The following is a 19,232-nucleotide window of genomic DNA, read 5'->3' on the forward strand; positions in this document are numbered from 1 at the left end:
ACATGATCCTTGCGGCGATGCTCGCGGTGCCCTTCCTCGGCGCGCTGGGAATGCTCGTGCCGTTGCCCGGGAGCCCGCGCCGGGTGACCCGCCTGTCCCGGCTGTACGGGCTGGCCGTCACGGCGGTGACCCTCGCGCTGGCCGTCGTGGCGGCCGCGGCCTTCGACTACGGCCGGCGCGGCCCGCAACTCGGCGTGAACGTCACCTGGGCCCGCTCGATCGGGCTCCGCCTCCACCTGGGCGTCGACGGCATCTCGCTGCCGCTGATCGTGCTGACGGCGGCGCTGACGTTCCTGTGCATGGTCTATTCGGCCCGCGTGCTCCCTTCGGCGGGCGGGTCGCCGCAGGCGCTGATCGGGCTGATCCTGCTGCTCGAGGTCGGGATGCTCGGCACGTTCGTGTCCCTCGACCTCCTGCTGTTCTTCGTGTTCTTCGAGGTCGTCCTCATCCCGATGTACTTCGTGATCGCCGACTGGGGCGGCTCGGGCGGCAAGGACTCCGCCGCGCGCGCCCGGGCGGCGGCGAACAAGTTCATCCTCTACACCCTGCTCGGCTCGGGTTTCCTGCTCGTCGGCATCCTCATCGTCGCGGTGAACGCCGGCACGTTCGACATGACCGCCCTCACCGCGCGGCACGGCGCCGGCCTGTCCCACGGCCTGCAGATCGCCGCGTTCGGGCTGCTGGCCCTGGGCTTCGCGGTCAAGACGCCGATGTGGCCGCTGCACACCTGGCTGCCGGACGCCCACACCGAGGCGCCCACCGTCGGCTCGGTGCTCCTCGCCGGGGTGCTGCTGAAGATGGGCACGTACGGCTTCGTCCGCATCGCCGTGCCGATGGCGCCGGAGGGCGCGAAGGTGTGGGCGCCGTGGCTCGGCCTCCTCGCCGTCATCGGGATCGTGTACGGCGCGCTCGCCTGCCTCGCGCAGCGGGATCTCAAGCGCATGATCGCCTACTCGTCGATCGGGCACATGGGCTTCGTGCTGCTCGGCATCGCGACGCTCACGCCGGTGGGGCTGAACGCCGCGCTGTTCGGCAACATCGCGCACGGCCTGATCACCGGCCTGCTGTTCTTCCTGGCCGGGGCGGTCAAGGAGCGGTACGGCACGGGTGACCTGGACGCCCTGGGCGGCGGCATGCTCGCCAAGGCGCCGTACCTCGGTTCGATCCTCACGTTCGCGTCGGTGGCCAGCCTGGGGCTGCCGGGCCTGGCCGGGTTCTGGGGCGAGATGCTCGCGCTGCTCGGCGCGTACCAGCCGCACGCCGGGCTGCCGAGGCCGACGTTCGTGACCTTCATGGCGGTCGGCGGGATCGGGGCGGTGCTCACCGCCGCGTACTTCCTGCGGATGCTGTCCAAGGTCACTCACGGCCCGGTGGCCGAGCGCTGGCGCGACACCCGGTTCGCGGACGTCATGTCGCACGAGCTGCTGGCCTGGACGCCGCTGATCACCGCCACGGTGTTCATCGGGCTGTGGCCGAAGACGCTCCTCGCCCTCACCGACGGGGCCGTCCACCTGCTCCTGGGGGCCCGATGATCCAGTCGATCGACTATCTGGCGATCCTCCCGGCTCTGATCGTCGCGGTGGCGTCGGTCGCCGTGCTGCTGGCCGACGCGTTCGGCGCGGCGGCGAAGGCGGTCGGCGCGCTCACCGTCCTGTCCCTGGTGGCGGCCGCGGTGGCGCTGCCGTTCGGCCACGGGAGGTCGACGCTCTGCGCGGCCGCCGTCCAGCCGGGCGGCCACCCCTCCTGCTCGTACGTCGCCGACGACTTCACCATGCTGTTCCAGGCGGTGGTGCTGCTCGCGGCCGTCGTCGTCGTGCTGCTGTCGCACGGCGAGATGCGGCGGTCGGCGCTGCCGGTGGGGGAGTACCACTTCCTGCTGCTCGCCGCGATCCTCGGCGCGCTGCTGCTCGCTGCGGGCCGGGACCTGATCACACTCGTCGTCGCGCTGGAGACGCTGTCGCTGCCGGTGTTCGCGCTCGTGGCGCTGCGGCGGTACGACGGGACGGCGTCCGAGGCGGCGCTGAAGCTGTTCCTGGTGTCGGTCGTGTCGTCGGCGGTGACGCTCTTCGGCATCAGCCTCGTGTACGGCGTCACCGGTGCGATGCACCTCGACCGGGTGGCCGCCGGCCTGGCCCACGTGCACGGCGACCTGCGACCCGTGGCGGCGGCGGGCATCGTCCTGACCGTCGCCGGCTTCGGCTTCAAGATCGCGGCCGTGCCGTTCCACTTCTGGGCCCCGGACGTCTACCAGGGCTCCCCGCTGCCGGTCGCGGCGTTCCTGTCGGTCGTGTCGAAGGCGGGCGGCTTCGCCGGGCTGACCCTCGTGCTGACCGCCGGGTTCTGGCCGTTCGGCCACACCTGGGGCCCGCTGATGGGCGTGCTGGCCGCGGCGACGATGACGCTCGGCAACCTCCTGGCCCTCCGCCAGACCGACGCCGTGCGCCTGCTCGCGTGGTCCTCGGTGGCGCAGAGCGGCTACATCCTCGCGCCGATGGCCGGGGGCGCCCGCGTACGCCCGCACGAGTGGATGACGGCGACGGCGGCGTACGTCGCCATGTACGCGATCATGAACATCGGGGCGTTCGCCGTCGTCACGGTCGCCGCCCGGCGCGGGGTCCGCGACCTTGAGTCCTACCGGGGCCTGGCGCGGGTCAACCCGGGCAGCGCCCTCGCCCTGGCGTTCTTCCTCATCTGCCTGGCCGGGCTGCCGCCGGGCGTCATGGGGCTGCTCGCCAAGGTCGTGGTGTTCCGCGCGGCGGTCGGCGGCGCGGCCACCTGGCTCGCGGTGATCATGGCGATCAACACCGTCATCGGCCTGTACTACTACCTGACCTGGGCCGCGCGGCTCTTCGCCGCCGGAAAGGCCAAGCGCGTGCGCGTGGGCCGCGCGGGCGGAATCGCGATCGCGGTCGCGCTGGCCGGGGCGGTCGTGGTCTCCGTGGCCCCTGAACTCGTCCTGCACGCCGCGGCCCTGGCAGTGCCCTGACGGGAACATTTCTCCAGGTCAGCCCGTTGATCTTAACGGGGATATGGGGAGGTGTCGCTAGTTGCGTTTCAATGGTGTGAAGACGGCCGCCCTGCTCGGAGTCATGTCGGCGCTGATCCTCCTCATCGGAGGCGCGCTCGGCGGCCGAGCCGGCCTGACGATCGCCCTCGTGATCGCCCTGGCCACGAACGGCGTCGCGTACTTCCTCAGCGACCGCATCGCGCTGTCGGCCATGCGCGCCCGGCCGGTGAGCGAGGTCGAACAGCCGGTGATGTACCGCATCGTCCGCGAGCTGTCGACGGGCGCCCGCCAGCCCATGCCGCGCCTGTACATCTCGCCCACGATCGCGCCGAACGCCTTCGCCACCGGGCGCAACCCGCGCAACGCGGCGGTCTGCTGCACGACGGGCATCCTGCAGATCCTGGACGAACGCGAACTGCGCGCGGTCCTCGCGCACGAGCTCTCGCACGTCTACAACCGCGACATCCTGATCTCCTCGGTGGCGGGCGCCCTGGCCGCCGTCGTCACCTGGGTGGCGAACCTCGCCTGGCTGATCCCGTTCGGCAACTCCGACGACGAGGACGGCCCCGGCGTGTTCGGGGCGCTGCTCATGATGATCCTCGGCCCGATCGCGGCCACGATCGTGCAACTGGCCATCAGCCGCACCCGGGAGTTCCAGGCCGACGCGTCCGGCGCCCAGCTCAGCGGCGACCCGCTCGCCCTCGCCTCCGCCCTGCGCAAGATCGAGAGCGGTACGCGCCAGCTGCCCCTGCCGGAGGACGGCCGCCTGACCGCGGTGAGCCACCTGATGATCGCCAACCCGTTCCGGGGCGAGGGGCTGGTCCGACTGTTCTCGACGCACCCGCCGACCGCCCAGCGCATCGCCCGCCTCGAGGAGATGGCCGGCTACCGCCGCTGACCATGGTCGGGTGTGTCACGACGCCTGGCCGCCATCGGGTGTCTCGGGGAAATGCGCAGTAAGGCCCGCATCCGGGATGAAGCCATGAATTATTCATGATTTTCGACTAAATCACCCGATAGTGCGTTCGAGTCGTTTCTTGATCGTTACCATCGGCTGTCATGAGCCGATCTTTGAAAGGGACGCTCGCCGTTGTGGCGGGCGGAGCGGTCGTCGCGACGGCGGCCGTGGCCCTCGCACAGACGAATACGATCAACGCGTCTCCGACGGCGGCCACCAGCGGCGACCTCAAGACCGACATCGACAACATCCTCACGGACAGCCGCCTGAAGGGCGCGAGCGTCGGTGTCATCGTCCGCAACGCCAAGACCGGCGCGGTCCTCTACGACCGTAACTCCGACACGCAGGAGATCCCGGGCTCGAACAACAAGATCGAGACCTCCACGGCGGCGTTCGGGATCCTCGGTGCCGACTACCGGTTCAAGACCACCGTCTACACGGCCGGCAAGAACCTCTATCTGAAGGGCACCGGTGACCCCACCCTGCGGGGAGCCGACTACGACAAGCTCGCCGCCGCGATCAAGGCCAAGGGCATCAAGAAGATCAAGGGCAACCTGGTCGCCGACGACACCTGGTTCGACCAGGAGTACACCCCGCCGAGCTGGGACCCCACCGACCTGCCCTACTCCTACGGGGCCGGAATCTCGGCCCTGAACGTCTCCCCGGACGACGTGTTCGACGCCGGATCGATCGGCGTGACCATCACCCCAGGCCAGGAGGGCCAGCCCGTCAAGGTCGCCCTGACGCCCGCGACGAGCGTCGTGAAGATCGTCAACCACGCGACGACGGGGAAGGCAGGAACGAGCTCCACCGTGTCGGTCGACCGTACGGGCGGCACCAACCAGGTGGTCATCACCGGCTCCTACCCGGCGAACGGCGGTAAGGAGGACCACCTCTCCACCGCGCCGAACCCGACGCAGTACGCGGCCGACGTCTTCCGCAGCGCCCTCAAGGCGCACGGCGTTACCGTCGTCGGCTCGACCAAGCGGGCCGCGACCCCCAAGGGCGCCAAGGTCGTCACCACCCGGAAGTCGATGCCGCTGTCCCAGCTGGCGACGCCCTTCCTCAAGCTGAGCAACAACCAGATCGCCGAGATCCTGACGAAGGCGATCGGCCGTAAGGTCTCGGGCAAGGGCACCCGGACCGCGGGCATCGCCGCGATCTCCAAGTACCTGAAGACGCTCGGCGTCGACACCACCAAGGTCAAGCAGACCGACGGCTCCGGGCTCTCGCGCACGAACCACACGACGCCCAGGCAGGTGAGCGTCATCCTCCAGGCGGTGCAGCCGAAGCCCTGGTTCTCGACCTGGTACAACGCACTGCCCATCGCCGGTCAGCCCGACAAGCTCGTCGGCGGCACCCTGGCGACGCGGATGAAGGGAACCGCCGCCGCCGGGAACGTCCACGCGAAGTCCGGCACGCTCACCGGCGTCACCGCGCTGAGCGGCTACGTGAAGGACGACACCGGACAGCCGCTGATGTTCTCCATCATGTTCAACGGCTACCAGGGCGGTGCGCCCAAGGACCTCGAGGACAAGATCGCGATCCGCCTCGCGTCGGGCAAGTCCGCCGACACGCAGAGCACCCTCCGCAAGGAGACGGCGCAGAACGGCGGCAACCTCGAAAGCTCCTGGACCAAGGGCAAGGCCACGAACCGCTGATCGCGGCCATCGGTTCCTGAGCGACCAGATCGGACCGGTGCCCCGTACGCACTCACCTGTGCGTGCGGGGCACCGCGCCGTCTCCGGCTATCCGGCCGGCCGCAGGTCCTTGCCGTAGCAGATCTCGACGTACGGACCCGTGCAGTAGGCCGGGATCTCGGCGTAGCCGTGCCGTACGTACAGCGACCGTGCCTCGATCAGATCGAGACGGGTGTTGAGGACCATCCGCCGGGCACCCAGCACACGCGCCTCCTCCTCCAGGAACTCCAGGAGAAGACCCGCGCCCTTCCTGCCACGGAAGGCCGGGCGCAGGTAGACCCGGGTCAGCTCGGCGGTGTGCGTGTCGTCGCCGAGCAGCAGGACGCCGCCGCAGGCCGCGACCTCCCCGCCGTACCTGCCGTACCTGCCGTACCTGCCGACGACGAACTGACCCGTGGGCGGGACGAGCAGCTCCGCGCCGTCCCCGGTCAGCCCCTCGTCGACCTCCCGCGGGGTCGCGGGCCGCTTCCAGTAGCGGCTGGCGACCTCGGTGTAGTACTCCCGGCGCAGCCGGGTCGCGTCCGGAGATCCAACGGGCTCAGGGGCCAGTGTCCACATCGTCACGGCAGGCAGTCCTATCGAACGACCGAGCGGCACCGCCAGCGAATTCCGGCAGTAAGGGCAGAGCGGCGCCGCCGGCGAATTCCGGCCGTAAGGGCAGAGCCGCGCCGCCGGCGAATTCCGGTCGAGACGGTCTGGGGGCGCCGCCGGCGAATTCCGGCCGGGACGGTCTGGGCGGTGTCGCCGGCGAGTTCCGGTTGGAGCCTCACGTGGTGAGAATCACCGGGCCGTCCGCGGTGATCGCGATCGTGTGCTCGAAGTGGGCGGCCCGGCTGCCGTCGGCGGTGGCAATCGACCAGCCGTCGGCGAGCGTACGGCCCTCGTCGACGCCACCCTCGATCAGCATTGGCTCGATCGCGATGACCAGCCCTTCGCGTAGCCGCAACCCGCGCCCGGGCCGTCCGGTGTTCGGGACGTCCGGCTCCTCGTGCATGGCCGTCCCGATGCCGTGGCCACCGACTCCGTCCAGCAGCCCGTACGGCCGCGCGGTGGTCTCCACGGCGTACCCGATGTCGCCCATCCGGCCGCCGGGAACGGCCACCGCGATCGCGGCCGTCAGCGCCGCCCGCGTGGTCTCCATCAACCGCCTCGCGTCGTCGTCGACCTCCCCGACCGGCACCGTCACCGCCGCGTCACCGTGGTAGCCGCCGACCTCCGCGCCGCAGTCGATGGACAGGATGTCCCCGGTCTTGAGGACCCGTCTGTCCGGTATGCCGTGCACGATCACGTCGTTGACGGACAGGCACAGCACTCCCGGGTACGGAGTAGGCGCCCAGGCGGGGCGGTAGCCCAGGAAATTGGAGCGCGCCCCATGTTCCTTGATGCAGGCGGCCGCGATCGCGTCCAGCTCGGCGAGGCTGACCCCCGGCTCGACCGCGTCGGTCACCCGGCGCAGCGCCTCCCCGACCACCCGGCCCGCCTCGCGCATCCGATCGATCTCGGCCTGACTCCTCAATGTCACCATGGGGTAGATTTTAATACCAGCCTTATAATCCTCGGCATGGTGCGAACCCCGCTCACCGAAGACCAGCGCGACCGCGGCCGGGCCCTGGGCCAAGTGCTCCGCGCCGCACGCGGCCCACGCAGCGCGGCCTCCGTCGCCGCCGAGGCCGGCATCTCCCTCGACACCCTGCGCAAAATCGAGCGGGGCGCCATCGCCGCCCCCGCCTTCTTCACCGTCGCCGCCCTCGCCGAGGCCCTCGACCTCGACCTCACCGACCTGGCCCGCCGCCTCACCCCCGAAGACCACTCCCGCCTGGTCGGCTGAGACCGTCCCGCTGGGGAGCCGGCCCTCTGCGGGTGTCCGTCACGTGGCCCCGCACCGTCCGCCTGGACGGGGGGTTTGCACAGGGGCGACGGCTGCGTCTCGGGTGCAGCCGGCGATCGTGCGGACCGGGCGGTACGTTCCCTGGGTATGGCGGCAACCGAACGCAGCAGGATCAGGCAGAGGGACGTGTCCTTTCGCTTGCCCTCGCCTGTCGAGGAGCTGGTGGATTCTCGGCTGGCCGCCCGCTCGGTACGGCTGCTGCTCAAGCGGGATGACTTGATCAACCCGGAGATCCCTGGGAACAAGTGGCGCAAGATCAAGTACAACCTCGAAGCCGCTCGGCGCGATGGCCACGAGACGCTGCTGACCTTCGGGGGTGCCTACTCCAACCACATCCGGGCTGTTTCGGCCGCCGGCCACTACTTCGGGTTCCGGACGATCGGGGTCATCCGCGGCGAGCCGCATGAGCCGCTGAATCCCGTGTTGGCCTATGCCGTCGAGCAGGGCATGACCCTGACGTACATGGACCGCACGGCCTACCGGCGCAAACATGAATCGGACGTCGTGGAACGGCTGCACGACGAGTTCGGCGAGTTCTACCTGCTGCCGGAGGGCGGAAGCAACGCTCTGGCAGTGCGAGGATGCGCCGAGATACCGGAAGAGATCACCGAGCATTTCACCGCCATCTGCTGCCCGGTGGGAACGGGCGGGACCTTGGCCGGAGTCGCCGCAGGACTCCAGGCCGGGCAGGAGGCGATCGGGTTCGCCGTGCTCAAGGGAGGCGGGTTCCTGAGCGATGAGGTCCGAGAGCTGCAAGAGCGGACCTACGGTCGCGAGCGCGGTCGGTGGCGGATCGAACTCGACTACCACTTCGGTGGATACGCAAAGCAGGAGCCGGGACTGACCGCGTTCATCGATGACTTCGCCGACAAGCACGGCCTGCAGCTAGATCGCATCTATGGCGCAAAGATGATGTACGGCATTTTCGACCTTGTTGGGCGTGGTCGATTCGCCGAGGGCTCAGGTATCGTCGCAGTCATCACCGGCGTCGCAGACGACGGCGCGAGGCGTTGTTCTTGACGAGCGGGTTGACCCCGACGCACCGGGGCGACCCGCAGGGCTACGCGGGAGTGGCCCGAGGCACATGAGAAGCCGCGCGATCGTTGACGGCGCTCTCGGTCATGTGCTCCGGATGCGCCCTCGTGGACCGCGCGGGACTCCCGACGCAGGTAGACGGCCTGACCGTCTGACCATCTAGCGGTAGTTGGTGAACTGCAGGGCGACGTCCAAGTCCTTGCCCTTGAGCAGGGTGATCACCGTCTGCAGGTCGTCCTTCTTCTTCGAGCTGACCCGCAGCTCGTCACCCTGGATCTGCGCCCGCACACCCTTCGGGCCCTCGTCCCGGACGATCTTGCCGATCTTCTTGGCATCCTCCTGGGAGATGCCCTCCTTCAGCCCGATGGTGAGCTTGTAGAGCTTCCCGGATGCCTTGGGCTCGTCCGCGTCGATCGCCTTCAGGGAGACGCCGCGCTTGACCAGCTTCTCCTTGAAGACGTCGAGGACGGCGTTGGCCCGCTCCTCACTGTTCGCCTGGACCTCGATGGTCTCGCCCGACCACCGGATCCCCGCGTCAACGTTACGGAAGTCGAACCGGTTGGCGATCTCCTTGGCGGCCTGGTTCAGAGCGTTGTCCACCTCCTGCCGGTCGAGCTTTGACACGATGTCGAAAGAGCTTTCCGAAGCCACGGTTCATGTCCTCACGGATAACGACGATCTCTCTGAAGAGCCTAGTGAGCGGCGGACCGCTCCCGGGCCACCGACGCCGATGATCAGGCCTCTGGAAACCGATGTCACCCTTGGGCCCAGAGTCCGCTATCCTTCTGAGCGTCGCTACGGCGGCTTACCCGGCGGGTTGCCCGAGTGGCCAATGGGAGCGGACTGTAAATCCGTCGGCTTAGCCTACCCAGGTTCGAACCCTGGACCCGCCACCAGCAGGGAAAACGGCCCCTGACCAGCGTCTAAGCGGTCAGGGGCCGATCTTGTTCTGTCCGGCTGTCTACGGCTGTCGGCGGCCATGCGCGGGTGGCTGTGCCAAATACGTGCCGAAGTCCAGCCGGTGGCCTGGCACCAAGATTCGCTGGCTACGACGGCTTGATCTGGCCCCGCCCGGGCTGGGGCGGGTGACGGAATCCTTATGTCGGCTTGAAGAGGCCCCGCCGGGCGGGTTGCGCGCGGGAGCCTCGTGGTGCTGCGCGGCGTCAGGAGGGTCTGGTGGCGGTCACGAAGGCTGAGCTGTTCGAGCGCATCCGGCGTGATTCGTGGCGGGAGGGGCTGTCGGTCCGGGCACTGGCTCGCAGGTACGGGGTGCACCGGCGGCTGGTGCGGGAGGCGCTGACGCATGCTGAGCCGACGCCGCGGAAGACGTCCGGAAAACCGCACGTTCGAGCAGACCGGGGCAATCACTTCGCTCCTGGCAGGAACCGACGCTGTTTACCACCGAGGTCCACGCCGCGTTCCGGTCATTGCGCTAGTGGGGTGTCCCGGTCATTCACGGCACGGTTGACGGCCCGATCTGGTTGCTGTCAGTCTCCCGGCATGGGCTTGGGGGAACGCGTTCGCTACCAGACCTCCTTTACGGACTCGGCCCGCTGGGATGGGTTCGTGTTCCGTCCTGGCGACATTGTGATCAGCACCCCGGCGAAGTGCGGCACGACCTGGCTGCAGATGATCTGCGCCCTGGAGATCTTCAAAAGCGCGACATTCGACCGGCCGCTCGACCAGATCTCGCCGTGGCTGGACGTCCTGCTGCGCCCGCTCACCGGAGTGCTGGCCGACCTCGAGGCACAGGCGCACCGGCGGTTCATCAAGACCCATACGCCCCTCGACGGATTGCCCTTCGACGACCGGGTCACCTACCTCTGCGCAAGCCGGGACCCTCGGGATGTGGCCGTGTCCTTGGACAGCCATACCAGCAACACCGATCGGGCCGTGTCCCTCGCATTGCGGGAGGACGCCGTGGGCGCCGTGGTCCTTGCCGAGCTGCTGGCCGCCGCTCCGTCCCTGCCGAGCGGGACCGCGCGCGAGCGCTTCTGGTCCTGGGCCAATCCGGCCGCGCCCGGAAAGGCCGTGTCCGACCTGGAGATCATGCTTCACCATCTGGACACGTTCTGGCAGGTGCGTGACCAGCCGAACATCGTGCTGCTGCGCTACGAGGACCTCCTTGATGACCTCGAAGGGCAGATGCGCTACATAGCCGCCCGGCTCGGGATCGCCATTACCGAGACAGCCTGGCCGGACCTGGTCCAGGCCGCCACGTTCGCGGTGATGAAGGGCCGGGCCGGCGAGCTCGCGCCCGAAGCCAGCCACGACGGCTTCTATCACGACCGCAGCCAGTTCTTTCACAGCGGATCAACAGGCCAGTGGCGGCAGGTCCTCAGCGAGGAGGAGCTTCCCCGGTACGCCGCCCGAGTCGCCGAATGCGCGCCCGCGGACCTTGCCGCCTGGATCCATCGGCCCGCGCTGCCGACGGCAGGCAACCTCTAAGGGCGCGGTGCATGAGTGAAGACGCGCCGGAGCTGACCACGGAACTGGTGGCGGACCGCGTCGTGCCGTCGCAGCCGGTGATCTCGCCCGACGGGCGCTGGGTTGCCTACGCCGTCGCTCCGGCCGGCCGCAAGACAGAGCGTCGAATGTGCGCGATATGGCTGGCCGCCGTTGACAGTAGCTCACCGCCGGCGAAGCTGACCGCCATCACCCTGACCGCCAGCCTCATCGACTAGGCCGAGCGCTTCCTGCCCGAACTCGTGACCAGCGCCGCTTCAACGGGCACACCTGGCACGACATCGCCCAGGCCCTGGCCACCAGCCTCGACGAGGCCCGCCTGCGATTCGACCCCGACTCCCCGGTCGCCGACGGCCGCTGGCCCTACGACACCTGAAACCGCGAAGTCGGGGCCACTTCAAGCCGTCACAACAGCGCCGAACCCGCACCCGGTGGGGCCAGATCAAGCCGGGCGGATTCCAGAAACTGTCGCAACACGCGATCATTCGACTGTTGCGACGAGCTTAGCGAAGAGCGCAGCGGGGGTTTGCCAGCCGAGGGTCTTGCGGGGGCGACTGTTGAGTTCGGCGGCGACGGCGGCGAGGTCTTCGGCGGTGTAGATGGACAGGTCGGTGCCTTTCGGGAAGTACTGGCGGAGTAGGCCGTTTGTGTTCTCGTTCGATCCGCGTTGCCAGGGGCTGGCCGGCTCGCAGAAGTAGACCGGGATGTTGGTGGCGTGGGTGAACTCGTCGTGTCGGCACATCTCGCTGCCCTGATCCCAGGTCACGGAGCGGGCCAGGTCGGCGGGCAGGCTGGCGAAGGTGCGCACGAGCGCGTCGCGGACTTGGTCGGCGGTGCGGCCGTTGGGCAGGTGCAGCAGCTTGACGTAGCGGGTGGTGCGGTCGACCAGGGTGCCGATGGCGGACCGGTTGCCCTGGCCAACGATGAGATCACCCTCCCAGTGACCGGCCACCTGGCGGTCGGTGACCTCAGCGGGTCGTTGGCTGATCAATGCGCCGGGGTCGATGAAGCGGGTGGCTCGCTGGTCGACGCGCCGCCTGCGTCGCCGGGCCGGGCGGCCGGTGCGCAGGACGCCGGGCTGTCGTTCCAGGCCACCGCGGTGTGGCAGGTAGATCGCCTGGTAGATGGTCTCGTGCGCGAGGTGGCGGTCCGGTTCGTCCGGGAAGGCGGTGCGCAGTGCCTGGCTGATCTGTTCGGGGCTCCAGCGCTGGTCGAGATGGTGCTGGATGAAGTCCTTCAGCTCCGGGTCCCGCCGGATCTTGCCGTCCTTGGACCGCGCCCGCCGCACGGCCGCCCGCCGCTGTGCGTGGAAGGGACGGTACTTGCCGGTGCGTGGGTTGCAGTTGCGGCGCACCTCCCTGCTGATCGTGGAGGGGGCGCGGTCGAGTTCCTTGGCGATCGCGCGCAGGGAACTCCCGGCCTGGAGCATCTCGGCGATGACGATCCGCTCGTCCTCCGACAGGAACCGCGGCGAGATGGCGCCGGTGTTCCGCGGTTCGGTGATCGGTGGGTAGACACGCTCGCGTCCGGCCCGGTCGACGACCTTGCGTCCGTACCTCCAGCGGTTGCCGGTCTTGCGGTTGATCCCGACCTCGCGGCACGCGGCCGAGTTGCTCATTCCCTGCGCCATGAGCTGAAGGTATTGATCACGTTTGGCCGCAAGCGGAGCGGGTCCACGCTTCTTAGCCGCGCGACGCGCCTTGGTCATAGCAACACCCCTGAGAGTCAGGTGTTGCGACCACCCTTAGAACCCAAGCCGTCCGGGCGGGGCCAAATAAGACCGTCCAAACCATTCGCTCTCATGTTCGAATACTGGGCGTGTTTCTGTCACCCGTCGTCCGAGGTCGCCGAACCGGCCGATACCTGTTCCTGCTGGCTTGGGAACAACGAGGCAACGGGTCGTGGCAGGCGCGAGTCGCCTGGGTCGAGCAGCGGCCAGCGAGTTGGCGTGTCGCTGAGGCGTGGATGCGAGGCCAGGATCTAGAGCCAGTCGAAGGCCAGAACTACCGACAGGTGCCGCGTCGATACGAAGAGCCGGACTTCTGAGCCCCTTCAAACGTGAGGCCGTCGCTTCTGAGTGTGCGGCGCAACGATCACGACTCAACGGCAACAGGGTGGGCCGACCTCGGTCGTGGTGGCCACCAGTGGCGAGCGCCCATTGGCGAGAGATGAAGCCCAGCCCCTTGGTGACGTGCTGGTCTGCGAGGGAACCGAGCCGCTACAGCAGTGACTCGGGGGGCTCCCAGTGATCATGGCGTCTCGGAAAGCGTCCCCAGAGTCTGGTGGCACGCTTGTGGGCGGCGCGTCGGTCGGAGAGTCCCATGGCCGGAGCGAGGCGTTCCCAGGAGATGCCGAGTCGTCGGGCGTAGTCCAGGAGGTCAGCTTCTAGATCGTCGACCTGTTCTCGTAGGAGACGCAGAGCGGCAACGCCCGCCACTACGTCCTTGGCTGTCAGTTCGTCGTCGTCGTCGCGGGGCCGTCGCTCTTCGGCGAGCCTCTGGGCTCGGCCTAGTACGTGACCTGCAGTGTGAAGGAACCGCAGGGCCTCGTCGGCGTGTGGGTACGTTTCCCGCCAGTGGCGGTCAGACAGAAGGTCGACGCTCGCCCACGGCCCAGCGTCGGTTGCGTCATGTTCTCGAGACAGTAGCTTGCTCTGCATGTCGCCAGAATGCCGACAAATATGTCGCCCTCGCAACGACAAAGGGGATTTTCCTTGAGGTATGTTCCACCCATACGGCCACTTATCTAACCAAGTTGAAGATCTCTCTACCTGGATATGAAAAATCGTTAGCGGATCTTGAGGTATTAAATACACATTTCGGGCCGATGTTCATCGCGTAGGAAATCGGCTGCGGTACGGTCTTTCCAGTGCATTACCGATGTGAGTCCCTTAACGGCCGTCCCGGCGTCGGTCGACCGATGAGGGATGGTCGGCCGGCCGGTCGCGAGACCGGTGCGACCAACAGTCCTGCCTGGGGTTGGGCTGTGCGGAGGTGGTGCCAGGTGGCTGGTAAGCGCCGGACGTCATCAGATGTGGACCCTTGGCGGCGCGCCCAGTTCTTCGCCACAGCGGCGAGGGCGCTGATCGAGTTGCTTCGTTGGTTTCATGATGACGGCCCCAGGTTCCTCGGCTAGAAGAGGAACCTGGGGCCACCAGTGGAAGCCCTCGCGGTAAAGCCTTGCTGGGCGCGCGAGGGCTTCTTCATGGGGTAGGGCTGTCAATGCCTCCCCCGGCTCGCCTAAAGCGAGTCCTTGTCGATTAGAGCATCCTTGTGCGCGCACCTCAAGGCGGAGGATTGATCGGGCCTTGTTCGGTCAGTCTCTGGCTGACTTTGCGGCATGGGGGATCCCGGCAGTGGGAGTGGGGGCACGGAGGCCCTCGGTTACGCCACTCTGCGTTGCGGCGAGGATGCGGCGCTTGGCCTCCTCTTGCTGTCCCGCAATGCATTTGGCGTAGACCCGCAGCAAGACGTCCACGCTGTGGCCGGCCCACTCGGCGATTTGTGGGGGTGCGACTCCCGCGGTGAGCCACGTCGAGACAGCGGCATGGCGTAGGTCGTACGGGCGGCGGGCCGCGAGAGACGTCGTCTCCTCATCGGTGAAGGCGGTGGCGCGGGCGTCGTGGAAGACGGCGAGGTAAGCGCGGTCAGTGAGGATGCCGCCGCGCGGGCCGGCGAAAACCCGACCATCCGGCGCGGAGCCGAACTCCTTGAGATGATCGAGAAGCAGCCTCACCAACTCGGGGTGGATCGGGACAGGGCGGGTCTCGCCGGGCGCCCGGTGCTTGAGCTCCCGTCGTTCACGGGCCAGGCCGTTGTTCGTCCACTGGCTACCGCTGCGTGGCTCGGAGTGGGTCAGCAGCATCTCACCCCACCCTTCATCCGGCAGGCTGACCAGATTCTCGCGGCGCAGATCCACCGCTTCCTCGGGGCGTAGGGCGGCGTAGTACATGCAGCCGAAGAAGGCCACCATGCGCGCTCCGCGCTCGCCTTGGGCGCGTACGGCGTCGAGGAAGCGCCGGGCTTGCCCGCTGTTGACCACGACGCGTGGGTCAACGGTCTTGAGCGTCCGGGGCTTGTTCCACTTGATGGTGCGGAGCGGGTTGTCAGGTAGGACGTTGATCTCTATCGCGTATTGCATGATGTTGGTCAAGGTCATGCGTTTACGAGTCGCTGTGCTCGCGGCGGCGGTGCTGCCGTCTTTGGTTCTGCTGATGCGGTCCAGCAGTGCGCGAACGCGGACGGCGCCGCTTCCCGGCTGTGCGAGTTCCTTGACCGGCACCGTGTTGCCTTCCAGCCACCGCACAACAGCGCCGATATTGGCGGGAGGTTCGGTCACGCCTCGCAGACGGGCGCTGAACGCCCACGTCCGGAGGGCACGGCGAATCTCGTCTCGACTGTGCGGGCCGTCGCCGATGAGCATGACCTCGGTGGCGTCGGTGAGGGCTTCGGCGATGCCTCGCCGATGGTTCGGTGACGCGTAGGGCCACTTCGCCGCCGTGTAGTCCAGCGTCAGCGTGTACCAGCTCACCGCGGATTCCTCGCGCTTCCACGAGAGCGGCCGACCGGTGTTGAGGCTGAACGCCTCACCGTTGCGCGCCGCTGCCAGCAGCGAGGAACGGAAGCTGTCGGCCTGTGCGGCCTTTCGGAAGGGCTCCTTCCACTGCTTGCCGCCGGTCTTCCACCGGACGTAGTAGGTAGTGACCTTCTTGCCCTTGTAGACCTCGGTCTTGTAGACGCGGACGTCGTAGGTGAGGTCTTGCATCAGACGTCCTCTCGCGCGTCGAGCCAGCGATCGAACTCCACACGGCGGATACGGAGGCTGCCGTTCGGAAGCGTGATGCAGCGGGGGCCGTCCGCTTGGCGCGCCAGTCGTAGAAGGTCGAGGGGGAAATACGGAGTTCTTTGCAGATTTCGGCAACGGTGAGCTTGTCGCCGGAGCGTTCGGCGGTCTTCACGGAGCAGGTTCCTCCGGGGTTGTGATCGGTCGGGGTGGCGTGGCCGGCGGCGTGCTTGGTGGCTGTTCGCCGGTCACGGTCGGTGTCTGCCTGGGTGGAGTGGTGGCGGGCGTGCGAGGGTAAGCACGTAAGCGGAAATCAGCAGAATTGTTTTTGCTGCTTTTCGCTTACCTGCTTCACGGCTTGGGAGCGGTCCGGAGGCGAGGTGGCGATGACGCTGCGTGGCCGTCATCGGCTTGTCTCCAGCGCGGCGGGATGTACCTCGTACAGCGGAGCGGCGGGGCGCCCGCGTCCGGTGCGTGGGGGCGGTGGCAGGCGGCGAATCCAGCCGTGGCTTTCGAGGACGCGTAGGGCGGGGTCCAGGTCGGTGACTTTCTTGAACCGGGCGCGTAGCGGGGGCTGGGCGTCGCGGGCGGCGAGTCGGGCCGCGCTGGTGTTGCGTGTCCAGTCGAGGATGGCGCGGGCGTCGGCTGTGGCGGGGTCTGCGCCGATGGCGTCGTAGGCGGCTTTGGCGTGGCTGGTGAAGTAGTCGGCGATGTCGCGTGCGTCGGCGAAGGTGTCGGCGTCGATGGGTTGGTTCCAGCCGTCGCGTAGGTGTTTGGCGAGGTGGAGGAGTCCGGCGATGCGGACGGTTGCGCCGACGAGTTTGCCGCCCCAGTCGGTCATGTGGGCCAGGTCGCCGGCGCTGGGGGCGAGCCGGGGTTCGACGTCGGCGAGCATCGCCGTGACAGCCGTTGCGGCTTGGTCGGTGAAGGTGAGGGTGGTGGGCTCGGTGAGCCGCGCCAGCGACAGCACCAGTGCTTTCAGCGTCGTCTGGTAGGTCGCTTCCTGGTGTGCGGGCATCGGGTCAGGGTTGGGCTTGCGGTGTCCGAGCAAGGACTCGGGGACGGCGAACAGGATCCGGCCGAGCAGGCCCTCACCGCGGAAGGCCGGGGTGTCGCCGAGTTCGGCCAAGACGCTGGGCTGAGTGCAAATTCCGAGGGTGACGGTGGCGGCCTCGATCCGTTCGGCGCGGCCCATCCGGTCGATGCGCATCTCTTCGCCCGCGTGGCCTTTCTTCAGAACGGCGAAGTTCAGGGCGCCGGAGTAGCGGCCGGCCGCGATTGAGAAGATCTCCCCTTCCGGTGACAGCACGGCCATCCGCCCGCCCTGCTCAGCCAAGAGGCTGGTGAGGCGTTCCACGGTGGCGTCATCGGAGAACAACCGCGGCTCGGACGGGACGATCGCCTCATCGAGCGCGAGCTTGGCCTCGGTGGCTTCGTGGATGGCCAGGGCCTTGGCGTCCGGGTCCAGGCTGGCGGCGGGCCTGGCCCGCTTCCCTGACGGGTGGGAGCGCCGGCAGAGGGGATGACCCGGCACGGGGTGGTGTGCGCGTTGCGCACAGGACATATTGGCGCGATGGCATCCGTTCACCTTCCTACGCCTACAGACGCCGAGGCTGTCAGCTCGTGCGGGGATCTTGTTCTCTACGTGCGGCGGCTTCACGCCGCCATCACCGCTGGGGAAGAAGTGGAGAACTCCACCCTCGATCGCTTCTTGGAGGCGCTTGCAGCGTGGATCGAGGGCTGTCCTAGGTTCTTCGAGCAGGAGGGCTGCGAGGCCCCCGCAGGCGCGTCGTGGTCCTTTGTCGCTCACAGCCTGTCGGCCGCGCTGATCTACGAGTAGGGCGGATGACAGCAACGGCGACAGCAACAGGGGCAGACGCCGCCGGATGATCATGGCCGTATGCAGACGGGTCGACCTCGAGCGCTGCTCGATCACCTTCACCATGATCGAACTGATAAAGATGAGGCTGCTCGGTCAAGGCCGCCGGGGCCGGGCAGCGTGCAATTAACGTGCAATTAGCCATGGTGATCAAGGGGCAACTGCGGTCACTAGCGGACACATGCCCGCCCAGGTCAGCGGCCATACGGCCCAAGATCGGCATGATTTGCAAGCAGGAAGTCGGAAGTTCCTCCCGCTACGTGCGTGTCACAGCGGACGCTGTTCTACAGGTTCAACGCTGAGGCGAACCCGGAGAAGGTCGGTGTCACGATGCGCCATGTGCACTGTTTCGGATCTGTCCAGAAGTCGCTGGCGACCACTCCGGGGTTCGTCTCGTTACTGCGGTAGTCCAACACGATTGCGACATCGTCCCCAGGTATCCGATTGACTGCGATGAGGACAGCGAGTTCGACGTCGAGCCAGGGGAGCTCCACCGGACCGGCAGAAGCACTGCCCCGGACCGTCCGGAACAGCCGCGACGACGTCTCATCATCGGTGAGCAGATCCAGCGACCGTGATTCCCGGCTCATCTGGTGCACGTCGGTGAGAAAGTCCAGCGGGTCCTCGAACCAGGGCATGACCTCGCGCAACCTCTCGTCGCCCGGATGCAGCCAACGGCCGTTGGCCAGCAAGTCCATGAGGAGGGTCGGAAGAGGGAGCCCGCGGACATGGGTCGGAGTTGCGGAGCCCTGGGAGTCACGTAGGTAGTCCACACGTGGAGCCTGACATGCTGAGTCGTGAGCCGCCCACGATCCGACCCCGCCCTCGCGCTGGTAGGCCGCGCCTGACCATCGTGCCATTAGTCCCGGTGATTAAAGGTCAGCGGGGTCACTTGCGGACACATGCATGGCCAGGTCAGCGCCCGTAACGCCCCGCATCCCTACGGTTCCCAAGCTGACAGCCCTACCTTGATCCATGGCCAGCGCGAGGATCGTGCCATTGCCCCTGGTCCAGGATGCGTCGGAAGTCATGGTCGGTGAGGCCGAGTGCCGCAGCGAACCGTTGGCGTTGCTGTGCCGGGTCTTCATCGGGGAGGCCGTAGACCAGCACACCGATCTCTTGGTGGTCGAAGTGGTGCTCCAAAGGAAATTGCTCGCCGGTTGGTAGCTCCACCGCGGCGTACGCGACCGGTCCGGGGGCCTCGTACCGGCCGTCATTCTCGGTGAACGTGATTCCGAAGCGCGTGCTGAACGACGACCACGGACCGGTGATGTCCGCGATCGGCTGCCACATCGCGCGTTGCACGCTGTCATACGGGATGACACGAAAGGGCTGGTCGTTCTCCACGCACTAGATCATGGCACCCGCCTGGGCAGCGCGTACCGTGTGGGTCGTGATTGCGGACCGGCATCCTCGCTTGGCGGACGTCTTCCCCGACCTGGTGTCCGACATAGTCCAGGCGCTGAGCGTTGAAGGGCCGGACTCCTTCGTGGAGACCTTCAAAGACCTGCCTGTTC

General features: G+C 67.7%; 17 protein-coding genes and 1 tRNA gene. 10 read left to right on the top strand and 8 right to left on the bottom strand.

All coding sequences use genetic code 11. The features are described from left to right. Window positions 1-2 precede the first annotated feature (2 nt). The 4 genes from ACYVF7_RS06130 to dacB all read left to right on the top strand — a co-directional run bounded on the left by ACYVF7_RS06130 (window position 3) and on the right by dacB (window position 5,626). A complete protein-coding gene (locus ACYVF7_RS06130) occupies window positions 3-1,532 on the top strand; it encodes a complex I subunit 4 family protein (protein ID WP_460336160.1) in 1,530 nt (509 codons plus the stop codon). After that, entirely contained in the window at window positions 1,529-2,986 is a 1,458-nt protein-coding gene (locus tag ACYVF7_RS06135; RefSeq protein WP_460336163.1) for an NADH-quinone oxidoreductase subunit N, read from the top strand. The genes ACYVF7_RS06130 and ACYVF7_RS06135 overlap by 4 nt, the downstream gene beginning before the upstream one ends. Before the next feature lie 61 nt (window positions 2,987-3,047). After that, entirely contained in the window at window positions 3,048-3,905 is an 858-nt protein-coding gene (htpX, locus tag ACYVF7_RS06140; RefSeq protein WP_460336166.1) for a zinc metalloprotease HtpX, read from the top strand. Window positions 3,906-4,066: 161 nt separating this feature from the next. Further along, entirely contained in the window at window positions 4,067-5,626 is a 1,560-nt protein-coding gene (gene dacB / locus ACYVF7_RS06145) for a D-alanyl-D-alanine carboxypeptidase/D-alanyl-D-alanine endopeptidase (protein WP_460336169.1), read from the top strand. Between the two features lie 87 nt (window positions 5,627-5,713). On the opposite strand, the gene ACYVF7_RS06150 is transcribed toward dacB, so the two are convergent. Beyond that, window positions 5,714-6,223, bottom strand: coding sequence for a GNAT family N-acetyltransferase (locus tag ACYVF7_RS06150; RefSeq protein ID WP_460357803.1), 510 nt, complete (start codon window positions 6,221-6,223; stop codon window positions 5,714-5,716). 208 nt (window positions 6,224-6,431) lie between these two features. Continuing rightward, the gene (gene map / locus ACYVF7_RS06155; protein ID WP_460336172.1) at window positions 6,432-7,190 is read right to left on the bottom strand and encodes a type I methionyl aminopeptidase; all 759 of its coding nucleotides are present in this window, start codon (window positions 7,188-7,190) and stop codon (window positions 6,432-6,434) included. A gap of 36 nt (window positions 7,191-7,226) precedes the next feature. Between map and ACYVF7_RS06160 the strand changes: the two genes are divergently transcribed. Beyond that, window positions 7,227-7,493 carry a helix-turn-helix domain-containing protein gene (locus tag ACYVF7_RS06160; protein ID WP_460336175.1) on the top strand — a complete coding sequence of 89 codons (267 nt, stop codon included), beginning with the start codon at window positions 7,227-7,229 and terminating at the stop codon, window positions 7,491-7,493. Window positions 7,494-7,640: 147 nt separating this feature from the next. Then, window positions 7,641-8,573, top strand: a complete 933-nt coding sequence (locus ACYVF7_RS06165) for a 1-aminocyclopropane-1-carboxylate deaminase/D-cysteine desulfhydrase (protein ID WP_460336177.1) — start codon at window positions 7,641-7,643, stop codon at window positions 8,571-8,573. A gap of 174 nt (window positions 8,574-8,747) precedes the next feature. On the opposite strand, the gene ACYVF7_RS06170 is transcribed toward ACYVF7_RS06165, so the two are convergent. Next, on the bottom strand, window positions 8,748-9,239 hold the full coding sequence (locus ACYVF7_RS06170) for a YajQ family cyclic di-GMP-binding protein (RefSeq protein WP_460336179.1): 492 nt from the start codon (window positions 9,237-9,239) through the stop codon (window positions 8,748-8,750). 160 nt (window positions 9,240-9,399) lie between these two features. Between ACYVF7_RS06170 and ACYVF7_RS06175 the strand changes: the two genes are divergently transcribed. From ACYVF7_RS06175 to ACYVF7_RS06185, 3 genes are all read left to right on the top strand, one after another. Then, a tRNA-Tyr gene (locus ACYVF7_RS06175) sits at window positions 9,400-9,484 on the top strand. 604 nt (window positions 9,485-10,088) lie between these two features. After that, window positions 10,089-11,036, top strand: coding sequence for a sulfotransferase domain-containing protein (locus ACYVF7_RS06180; RefSeq protein ID WP_460336182.1), 948 nt, complete (start codon window positions 10,089-10,091; stop codon window positions 11,034-11,036). Window positions 11,037-11,047: 11 nt separating this feature from the next. Further along, on the top strand, window positions 11,048-11,272 hold the full coding sequence (locus ACYVF7_RS06185; RefSeq protein WP_460336185.1) for a hypothetical protein: 225 nt from the start codon (window positions 11,048-11,050) through the stop codon (window positions 11,270-11,272). 263 nt (window positions 11,273-11,535) lie between these two features. Here the strand turns inward: ACYVF7_RS06185 and ACYVF7_RS06190 are convergent, their stop codons facing one another. The 3 genes from ACYVF7_RS06190 to ACYVF7_RS06200 all read right to left on the bottom strand — a co-directional run bounded on the left by ACYVF7_RS06190 (window position 11,536) and on the right by ACYVF7_RS06200 (window position 17,370). Continuing rightward, window positions 11,536-12,684 carry an IS30 family transposase gene (locus ACYVF7_RS06190; RefSeq protein ID WP_460336188.1) on the bottom strand — a complete coding sequence of 383 codons (1,149 nt, stop codon included), beginning with the start codon at window positions 12,682-12,684 and terminating at the stop codon, window positions 11,536-11,538. A 1,685-nt stretch (window positions 12,685-14,369) separates the two neighbouring features. Next, window positions 14,370-15,818 carry a tyrosine-type recombinase/integrase gene (locus ACYVF7_RS06195; RefSeq protein WP_460336190.1) on the bottom strand — a complete coding sequence of 483 codons (1,449 nt, stop codon included), beginning with the start codon at window positions 15,816-15,818 and terminating at the stop codon, window positions 14,370-14,372. 421 nt (window positions 15,819-16,239) lie between these two features. Further along, a complete protein-coding gene (locus ACYVF7_RS06200; RefSeq protein ID WP_460336193.1) occupies window positions 16,240-17,370 on the bottom strand; it encodes a YfjI family protein in 1,131 nt (376 codons plus the stop codon). A 39-nt stretch (window positions 17,371-17,409) separates the two neighbouring features. On the opposite strand from ACYVF7_RS06200, the gene ACYVF7_RS06205 reads away from it, so the two are divergent. Next, window positions 17,410-17,676, top strand: coding sequence for a DUF7660 family protein (locus tag ACYVF7_RS06205; RefSeq protein ID WP_460336197.1), 267 nt, complete (start codon window positions 17,410-17,412; stop codon window positions 17,674-17,676). A 323-nt stretch (window positions 17,677-17,999) separates the two neighbouring features. On the opposite strand, the gene ACYVF7_RS06210 is transcribed toward ACYVF7_RS06205, so the two are convergent. Next, entirely contained in the window at window positions 18,000-18,413 is a 414-nt protein-coding gene (locus ACYVF7_RS06210) for a hypothetical protein (protein ID WP_460336200.1), read from the bottom strand. A gap of 265 nt (window positions 18,414-18,678) precedes the next feature. Beyond that, window positions 18,679-19,062 carry a hypothetical protein gene (locus tag ACYVF7_RS06215; RefSeq protein ID WP_460336203.1) on the bottom strand — a complete coding sequence of 128 codons (384 nt, stop codon included), beginning with the start codon at window positions 19,060-19,062 and terminating at the stop codon, window positions 18,679-18,681. Window positions 19,063-19,232: the final 170 nt, after the last annotated feature.

It is taken from the genome of Actinoallomurus acanthiterrae (assembly GCF_054775715.1).

What these genes read in the sequence shown, in the direction of transcription:
- ACYVF7_RS06130 (WP_460336160.1), top strand. Translation starts at nt 3, where the DNA reads ATGATCCTTGCGGCGATGCTCGCGGTGCCCTTCCTCGGCGCGCTGGGA.
- ACYVF7_RS06135 (WP_460336163.1), top strand. Translation starts at nt 1,529, where the DNA reads ATGATCCAGTCGATCGACTATCTGGCGATCCTCCCGGCTCTGATCGTC.
- dacB (WP_460336169.1), top strand. Translation starts at nt 4,067, where the DNA reads ATGAGCCGATCTTTGAAAGGGACGCTCGCCGTTGTGGCGGGCGGAGCG.
- ACYVF7_RS06150 (WP_460357803.1), bottom strand. Translation starts at nt 6,223, where the DNA reads ATGTGGACACTGGCCCCTGAGCCCGTTGGATCTCCGGACGCGACCCGG.
- map (WP_460336172.1), bottom strand. Translation starts at nt 7,190, where the DNA reads ATGGTGACATTGAGGAGTCAGGCCGAGATCGATCGGATGCGCGAGGCG.
- ACYVF7_RS06160 (WP_460336175.1), top strand. Translation starts at nt 7,227, where the DNA reads ATGGTGCGAACCCCGCTCACCGAAGACCAGCGCGACCGCGGCCGGGCC.
- ACYVF7_RS06165 (WP_460336177.1), top strand. Translation starts at nt 7,641, where the DNA reads ATGGCGGCAACCGAACGCAGCAGGATCAGGCAGAGGGACGTGTCCTTT.
- ACYVF7_RS06180 (WP_460336182.1), top strand. Translation starts at nt 10,089, where the DNA reads ATGGGCTTGGGGGAACGCGTTCGCTACCAGACCTCCTTTACGGACTCG.
- ACYVF7_RS06185 (WP_460336185.1), top strand. Translation starts at nt 11,048, where the DNA reads ATGAGTGAAGACGCGCCGGAGCTGACCACGGAACTGGTGGCGGACCGC.
- ACYVF7_RS06190 (WP_460336188.1), bottom strand. Translation starts at nt 12,684, where the DNA reads ATGGCGCAGGGAATGAGCAACTCGGCCGCGTGCCGCGAGGTCGGGATC.
- ACYVF7_RS06195 (WP_460336190.1), bottom strand. Translation starts at nt 15,818, where the DNA reads ATGCAAGACCTCACCTACGACGTCCGCGTCTACAAGACCGAGGTCTAC.
- ACYVF7_RS06205 (WP_460336197.1), top strand. Translation starts at nt 17,410, where the DNA reads ATGGCATCCGTTCACCTTCCTACGCCTACAGACGCCGAGGCTGTCAGC.
- ACYVF7_RS06210 (WP_460336200.1), bottom strand. Translation starts at nt 18,413, where the DNA reads ATGGACTTGCTGGCCAACGGCCGTTGGCTGCATCCGGGCGACGAGAGG.